Raw genomic sequence first — 8,189 nt, 5'->3', positions numbered from 1 at the left:
ACGGCTACGGGCAGCAGGGGTACTCCCAGAACGGTTACCGGCAGCCGCAGGGCGGCGGGTATGCTTCGCACACCGGCGGACAGCCGCAGGGGTATCGCCAGCCGGCACGGCAGCCCCAGCAGAATGTCTACCGCCAGCAGCCGCGGCAAGGTGCTCCCCGACAGGGACAGAGTGCCCCGCGGCAGAGCCAGCCCAGACCGGCACAGCAGCCTCGTCCCAGTGCACCGCCGCGGCAGGAACCGCCCCGCAGACAAAGTGCACCGCCGCAGAGTGCTCCCCGTCAGCAAACGGCTCCCCGACAGGAGAGCAGCCGTCGTCCGACTGTGCACCGCCGCCGGAAAGGCTCGTTTCTGGGCAGGTTGTTTCGGGTGCTGCTGACGATCGTGGTGGCGGTGTTCCTCCTGTACTCGGCAGTTGCCATGATCGGCATTCTGGGTATGAATCGGGTGAGCACCGGCGACCGCGGCGTGACCAGCGGCAGCATGGACGCTGCCTATGTGAAAAGCGTGCTGGTGATCGGCACGGACACCCGTGACCCCAACGAGGAACGGGGGCGTTCGGACTCTATGATTCTGGTGTCCATGAACTCCCGCACCGATCAGATCTATATGACTTCCTTTATGCGTGATGCCTATGTGGATATTCCGGGATACGGCAGCGACAAGCTGAACGCGGCGTATTCCTACGGCGGGCCGGAACTGCTGATGGACACGCTGGAGGAGAATTTCGACGTACATATTGACGATTATGTGATGATCACTTTTGCCGCGTGTGCCGCCATGATCGATGCGGTGGGCGGCGTGGAACTGGAGATCTCCGACCGTGAGGCGGAGGCAGTCAACGAGATCCTCATCAGCGAAGTCAATGAAATTATGGGCGACGATCGGGAGGACGACCTGCTGGACGGCGGCGGCAAGCTGACGCTGGACGGCAAGCAGGCTCTCTCCTATAGCCGTATCCGCTATGTGGGCAACGCCGACTTTGAGCGTACCGAACGGCAGCGGACAGTGATGAGCCAGGTCATGAGCAAGGTCAAGGGCAACCCGTTCCGGCTGCTCCCCGTGTGCATGGGAGCACTGCCGAAGATGACGACCAACATGTCGGTGCCGGGGCTGTACGGCTATGCCCTTACTACGCCGTTCAAGCTGGCGACCTATGACATGCAGCAGCAGCGTGTGCCGGCAGACGGCACGTTTCAGGGGGCAGATGTCGGCGGGCAGTCGGTGCTGGAGATCGACCTCGATGCTGCCAAGCAGCAGCTGCAAAGCACGGTGTTTGCAGAGAAATAATGCAAAAGCAGTCACGCACCTGTGGAGGTGTGCGGCTGCTTTTTTGTGTGATGTTTTAGATGTACGGAAGTACCCCTCAGTCAGCCTACGGCTGCCAGCTCCCCTAAAGGGGAGCCTGATTAAAGCCTCCCCTTTAGGGGAGGGGAACCGCCGATAGGCGGTGGAGGGGTTCTTGTGTGAAATCTTTTGCTTGTTGTAAAAGATTTACGAGATAACCCCTCAGTCAGCCTGCGGCTGCCAGCTCCCCTTTCAGGGGAGCCTGAATGTCAAAAAGCCTCCCCTGAAAGGGGTGACTCCCCACGGGGTGGGGAGATGCCCGCAGGGCAGAGGGGACCGCTCAGTACGAGGGGGACCAGCGAAGCTGGTGGAGGGGTTCTGTGGAATCTTTTGCTTGATGTGCGAGGTTTCACGGAAGGTACCCCTCAGTCACCTGCGGTGACAGCTCCCCTTTCAGGGGAGCCCTAAAGAGAACATTTGTAACTTGCCAGCTCAGCACAAGGCACGCCCTACGGGTGCCTTTTCAAGGGAGCCATTTATGGCTTAACAACATAACAAAAACCGCCACACCCATGCACTTTTGCATCTGGGTATGGCGGTTTTGTAATGACTGGAAACGGAATGTTCTCACGTTCCCGCAGGAATCAAACGATTACTTGAAGTATGCGACACCGCTTTCGAAGATCTTCTGATCCTTTTCGCCCGGAACGTTCTGATACAGGTTCTGTCCGATACGTTCGCTGTGTCCCATTTTGCCCAGCACTCTGCCGTCCGGAGAGGTGATGCCCTCGATCGCCATCATGGAAGTGTTGGGGTTGAAGTGAATGTCCATGGTCGGGTTGCCGTCCATGTCCACGTACTGGGTGGCGATCTGTCCGTTCTTCGCCATGTCTGCCAGCAGTTCCGGCGGAGCAACAAAGCGTCCCTCACCGTGGGAAATGGCTACGGTGTGCACATCGTCCACCTCGGTGCCGTACAGCCACGGGGACTTGTTGGAAGCGATGCGTGTCCGTACCAGCATGGACTGGTGGCGGGCAATGGTGTTGAAGGTCAGCGTCGGGGATACATCGGTCATGTCCATGATCTCGCCGAACGGTACCAGTCCCAGCTTTACCAGTGCCTGGAAGCCGTTGCAGATACCCAGCATCAGACCGTCGCGGTTCTTCAGCAGGTCGTGGACAGCGTCCTTGATGCGGGGGTTGCGGAAGAACGCCGTAATGAACTTACCGCTGCCCTCCGGCTCGTCGCCGCCGCTGAAGCCGCCGGGGATCATGATGATCTGTGCCTGACGAACCATTGCCGCAAAGGTGGTGATAGAATCTTCCATTGCCGCTGCGGACAGGTTGCGGACGATAAAGGTCTGCGGTCTTGCACCGGCACGCTCAAAGACGCGGGCAGTGTCGTATTCGCAGTTGGTGCCGGGGAATACCGGAATCAGCACGCGGGGCTGTGCACTCTTGACCGAAGCGGACAGCGTGGTCTTTCTCGGATAGGACAGCTTTTCCGGAACCTCTGTGGTGGTCTTGATGCGGCAGGGGAATACCGGCTCCAGCTTCTTCTCCCAGACGGACAGCAGCTTGTCCAGCTGGAGGGTGAACTTCGGGCAGACGATCTCCGGCTTTTCGCTGGTGGAACCGATCACGTCCTCGCCGTCCTCTGCATCGCCGCAGAGTTCCAGCAGGAAGCCGCCGCAGCAGGGCTGGAACAGTTCTGCGTCTGTCAGCTGGCGGTCAAAGGTGAAGCCGATGCCGTTGCCGAAGCACATCTTGGCGATACCCTCTGCCACGCCGCCGTAGTCGATGACCCAGCCGGCACGAATGCGGCCGGCGGCGATCATTGCTTCGACCTTGTCGAATGTGGCACGAACGCTCTCGAAGCTGGGGATACCGTTTTCGTCAGTTTCCGGACGGAGCATCACGACCTTGTCGCCAGCCTGCTTGAATTCGGTGGAAACCACCTTGTCTGCCTTGGCGGTGGAAACGGCAAAGGATACCAGCGTCGGCGGAACATCGATGTTCTCGAACGTACCGGACATGGAGTCCTTACCGCCGATAGAGCCGCAGGACAGTTCCAGCTGTGCCTTGAATGCACCCAGCAGGGCAGCCATGGGCTTGCCCCAACGCTTGGGATCATTCTGGGTACGCTCGAAGTATTCCTGGAATGTCAGCCAGCAGTGGTGCCAGCTGCCGCCGGCTGCAACGACCTTGGCAATGGAGGTGATGACTGCGTCCATGGCACCCAGATAGGGGTTGCGTTCGCTGACCGTGGGATTATAGCCCCAGCCCATGAGCGAGCAGGTGTTGGTTTCGCCCTTGAGCACCGGAATCTTGGCAGCCATTGCCTGTGAGGGCGACAGCTGGTAGACACCGCCAAAAGGCATCAGCACAGTGCCGGCACCAATGGTGGAGTCGAACTTTTCGATCAGGCCCTTCTGGGAGCAGATGTTCAGGCTGGACAGCAGTTCTGTCCATGCGTCTGCACTGTCGGTGAGGGTGGATTCTGCTGCCGGCTGCGGTGCTTCAATGGCAATGTCGGTGTGCTTTACGGCACCGTTGGAGTTCAGGAACTCACGGGACAGGTCAACAATGGTGTTGCCGTTCCAGTGCATCCGCAGGCGGGGTTCTGCCTGTACGGTTGCCACGATCGTAGCTTCCAGATTTTCCTTGCCGGCTTCCTTGATGAACTTGTCGGCATCTTCTGCGGCAACCACCACAGCCATACGTTCCTGCGATTCGCTGATCGCGATCTCTGTGCCGTCCAGACCGTCATACTTTTTCGGTACGGCGTTCAGATCGATCTCCAGACCGTCGGTCAGTTCGCCGATCGCAACGGAAACGCCGCCTGCACCGAAGTCGTTGCAGCGTTTGATCATCTGTGTCACAGTGGGGTTGCGGAACAGACGCTGGAGTTTGCGTTCTTCCGGAGCGTTACCCTTCTGGACTTCTGCACCGCAGTGTCCCAGAGATTCCACGGTGTGGGACTTGGAAGAACCGGTCGCACCGCCGCAGCCGTCACGTCCGGTCTTGCCGCCCAGCAGAATGACAATATCGCCGGGGACGGGGGCTTCTCTGCGGATATTGGAAGCCGGAGCAGCACCCAGTACCGCACCGATCTCCATACGCTTCGCCATGTAGCCGGGGTGGTATACCTCTGCCACGTGGCCGGTTGCCAGACCGATCTGGTTGCCGTAGGAGCTGTAGCCGTTGGCAGCACCCACGGTGATCTTTCTCTGGGGCAGCTTGCCGGCGATGGTATCCTCTACCGGCACCAGCGGATTGGCTGCACCGGTGACACGCATTGCCTGATATACGTAGGAACGCCCCGACAGCGGGTCACGGATCGCACCGCCCAGACAGGTCGCAGCACCGCCGAACGGCTCGATCTCGGTGGGGTGGTTGTGGGTTTCGTTCTTGAACATGAGGATCCAGTCCTCTTCTTTGCCGTCGATGTCCACCTTGATCTTGACGGAGCAGGCGTTGATCTCCTCGCTCTCGTCCAGATCGTTCAGCTTGCCGTCCGCTTTCAGCTTCTTGGCAGCGATGGTTGCCAAGTCCATGAGCGTCATGGGCTTTTCGCCTCTGCCCAGTTCCTGCCGGACGGTGCAGTATGCGTCATAGGTTTCCCTGATATAGTCGGTGGGAATGTCCACGTCGGAAATCTGTGTCAGGAATGTGGTGTGGCGGCAGTGGTCAGACCAGTAGGTATCGATCATGCGAACCTCGGTAATGGTGGGGTCGCGGTGTTCGGTATCGCGGAAGTATTTCTGGCAGAACTGAATGTCGCCGAGATCCATTGCCAGACCGTAGTCAGCGATGAACTGTTTCAGTTCGTCCTCCGACAGGGAGATGAAGCCGGTGAGGGTTTCTACTGTTGTCGGAATGGTATAGTTGGTGTCCAGTGTTTCCGGCAGTTCCGGAGAAGCTTCGCGGCGTTCCACCGGATTGATGAGATACTTTTTCAGACGGTCGAATTCTGCATCGGTCAGGTTGCCGGTAACGACGTAGACATCTGCTGTGCGGACACGGCAGCGTTCGCCCTGAAGCAGGATCTGGATACACTGCTCGCAGCTGTCGGCACGCTGGTCGAACTGTCCCGGCAGGTATTCGGTCGCGAATGTCCGCTGCCCTTCTTCCAGAGCCGGCAGTTCTGTGTAGGTGTGATCCACCGCCGGTTCAGAAAATACGGTGGGAACGGCACGCTGGAAAGCTTCTGCCGTCAGATGATCTGCATCATAGCGGTGGAAAATGCGAATGTCGGTGACATTCAGACGGAGTGCGGTCTGCACGTCGCTCAGAACAGAGCGGGCTTCTACCGCGAATTCCGGCTTTTTCTCCACATAAATACGAAAAACAGACATGGTAAATCTCCTTTATTTTGGATTTGCGGGTGCTGCGATGTTGTGAACTGGCTCCCCTTTAGGGCACCCGAAGGGCGTGCCTTGTGCTGAGCTGGCAAGCCGCAGGCTTGACTGAGGGGTAACTTCGTAAATCTTGCACATTGCATAAAAGATTCCACAAGAAATCCCTCCACCAGCTTCGCTGGTCCCCCTCCCCTTTCAGGGGAGGCTGATTTGTACATAGGCTCCCCTGAAAGGGGAGCTGGCAGTGCGTAGCACTGACTGAGGGGTTACCCCTAAATCTATTACATCATGTAAAAGATTTCACGAAAGAACCCCTCCACCGCCTGTCGGCGGTCCCCCTCGTACTGAGCGGTCCCCTCTGCCCTGCGGGCATCTCCCCACCCCGTGGGGAGTCACCCCTTTCAGGGGAGGCTTTTCCCAGTCAGTATCCCATAGCAGCATTCCGCATCACTCTCTACTATTCTAACACAAAAAACGCGATTACGCAAACTTTTTTTTGGATTTTTTGCAGAAATTCGCACAACGGTGCCGTTCGGGGTATGTCCCACGTGGTAGCCGTCGCCCCGTTCCCGTTCAAAAAGTACTGGAAATTCCTTGCCGATCTGGCTTTTCAGGAAGTTTTCCTTTGCGGTTTTCGCCGCTTTCTGGGCACGTTCCATGCGGCTGGTTTTTTCGGCTCCGCTGCACTGGTCGGGGAACTGTGCGGCACGGGTGCCGGCTCTGGGGGAATAGCGGAACACGTGCATGGCGGCGAAGCCCATGCGTTCCGCAAACGCCAGCGAGGTCTGAAAGTCCACTTCGCTCTCGGCGGGAAAGCCCACCATGAAATCCGTGGTAATGGCACAGTCGGGGAAGTACCGCCGGATCCTCCGGCAGATCTCCGCGTATTCCGCACTGTCGTATTTCCGGTTCATGGCATGCAGTGTCTTGTCACAGCCGCTTTGCAGGGACAGGTGGAACTGGGGGCAGAACTGGGGCAGGGCTGCCAGTCGGGAAAGCTGTTCCTCGGTCAGCCGTTCCGGTTCGAGAGAACCCAGCCGGACACGCTCCACGCCGGCGGTGCGGGCACAGCACTCCACGGCTTCTGCCAGCGAGCCGCCCCACTCCATGCCGTAGAAGCCCAGATTGATGCCGCAGAGGACGATCTCCCGATAGCCGTTTTTCGCAAAGGCAGCGGCTCCGGCGGCAACGTCTTTCAGCGAAAGGCTCCGGCAGCGTCCCCGTGCGTAGGGAATGATGCAGTAGCTGCAAAAGCAGTTGCACCCGTCCTGGATCTTCAGGAACGCACGGGTGTTGTCCGGCATGGTGTCACAGGGGAGCACCTCGAAATCGTCCTGCCGGGCGTAGCTGTCCACGGCGGCGATGCGGGCGTGGTTCTGGCACAGCTGTGCGAGCAGTGCCGGCAGACGGCTGCGGTGCTTGGTGCCGATAATCAGATCGGCTTCGGGGATCGCCGCAGCCTGTTCCGGATACGCCTGCGGATAGCAGCCGGTGAGCACTAGCAGAGCATCGGGGTGTTCCCGCCGGACTTTTCGCATGGCGTGGTGTAGGCGGCTGTCGCCGGAGGCGGTGACGGTGCAGGAGTTGAACAAAAAGATGTCCGCCTGCTCCGGCTGGGAAACCACGGTATAGCCGGCGTTTTGCAGCAGGGACTGCATGCCGGCGGTTTCACAGGTGTTCACCTTGCAGCCGAATGTGTAAAAATAACAGTTCAAGTTTGGGTGTGACCTCCTCGGGGGAAAGATCCGGCAGCTTTTTCGACGGAATCTGCGGAAAAAACCACCGGATTTTCCCGAAATCTTTGTGTCATTTTCACCGGATTTTCATGAAAATTAACGTCACTGTCAAAAAAGCAGCGGCGATTTCATCATCTATTATACTATATCGACGAAAATGTTGCAATCATCTTGACAAGAAAAATTTTTCGTGGTAGACTATAAGTACAGAAACGGAAGGCGTCAGAAACTTCCAAAAGAAAGCATGATGCGGTGTGCACGTTGCCGTAGCGTGGAGTTCGCTTTTCGTTCTGCAATTTATTGTGACACCGGAAGGGCGAGAGGTAACCCCTTCAAGAGGAGGTAATTGTTATGTATGAAACCACAATTCAGCTGAATGCAATCAATGATGTAAAGGATTTCGTAAACAAGGTTATGCTGTTTAACTATGACATTGATCTGGTGTCCGGTCGTTATGCCATCGATGCAAAGTCGATCATGGGCATTTTCAGCCTGGATCTGTCCAAGCCGATCAAGCTGCAGGCACACACCGATGATCCGGAAAAGCTGGTAGAATCTATCGGCAAGTACATTGTCAAGTAAGTACAGATTATTTTGAGAACACATATCTTTTCAAAGATTGAGTAGAATAGTAAGAGGGGAAGACGGCACTCCGGCAACGGGGTGCCGTTTTTCTGTTTTGGGGTCTTTCTTTAGGGAAGCGGGCAAGACGTAGGCTTGACTGAAAGGTGTCCTGATACATCACATAAAGAAAAAGATTTCACAAAAAACCTCTCCACCAGCTTCGCTGGTCCCCCTCCCTTTTCA

4 protein-coding genes are annotated in these 8,189 nt (G+C 57.3%); 2 read left to right on the top strand and 2 right to left on the bottom strand.

Annotated features, from left to right (window positions below; all coding sequences use genetic code 11):
* On the top strand, positions 1 to 1,289 hold a 1,289-nt coding region (locus RUMCAL_RS02630), incomplete at its 5' end, for an LCP family glycopolymer transferase (RefSeq protein WP_021680926.1).
* A gap of 649 nt (positions 1,290 to 1,938) precedes the next feature.
* Here RUMCAL_RS02630 and RUMCAL_RS02625 read toward each other — a convergent pair.
* Both RUMCAL_RS02625 and mtaB read right to left on the bottom strand, forming a co-directional pair.
* Complete coding sequence (locus tag RUMCAL_RS02625) at positions 1,939 to 5,643, bottom strand: phosphoribosylformylglycinamidine synthase (protein WP_021680925.1); 3,705 nt, start codon at positions 5,641 to 5,643, stop codon at positions 1,939 to 1,941.
* A gap of 404 nt (positions 5,644 to 6,047) precedes the next feature.
* On the bottom strand, positions 6,048 to 7,361 hold the full coding sequence (mtaB, locus tag RUMCAL_RS02620) for a tRNA (N(6)-L-threonylcarbamoyladenosine(37)-C(2))-methylthiotransferase MtaB (RefSeq protein ID WP_021680924.1): 1,314 nt from the start codon (positions 7,359 to 7,361) through the stop codon (positions 6,048 to 6,050).
* Between the two features lie 372 nt (positions 7,362 to 7,733).
* On the opposite strand from mtaB, the gene RUMCAL_RS02615 reads away from it, so the two are divergent.
* Positions 7,734 to 7,964 carry an HPr family phosphocarrier protein gene (locus RUMCAL_RS02615; protein WP_021680922.1) on the top strand — a complete coding sequence of 77 codons (231 nt, stop codon included), beginning with the start codon at positions 7,734 to 7,736 and terminating at the stop codon, positions 7,962 to 7,964.
* Positions 7,965 to 8,189 lie beyond the last annotated feature (225 nt).

It is taken from the genome of Ruminococcus callidus ATCC 27760 (genome assembly GCF_000468015.1).
GTDB lineage: Bacteria > Bacillota > Clostridia > Oscillospirales > Ruminococcaceae > Ruminococcus_C > Ruminococcus_C callidus.
This window is presented reverse-complemented; position numbering and strand designations above follow the sequence as displayed.

Coding starts and splice junctions, on each gene's coding strand:
- RUMCAL_RS02625 (WP_021680925.1), bottom strand. CDS start 5,643: ATGTCTGTTTTTCGTATTTATGTGGAGAAAAAGCCGGAATTCGCGGTA.
- RUMCAL_RS02615 (WP_021680922.1), top strand. CDS start 7,734: ATGTATGAAACCACAATTCAGCTGAATGCAATCAATGATGTAAAGGAT.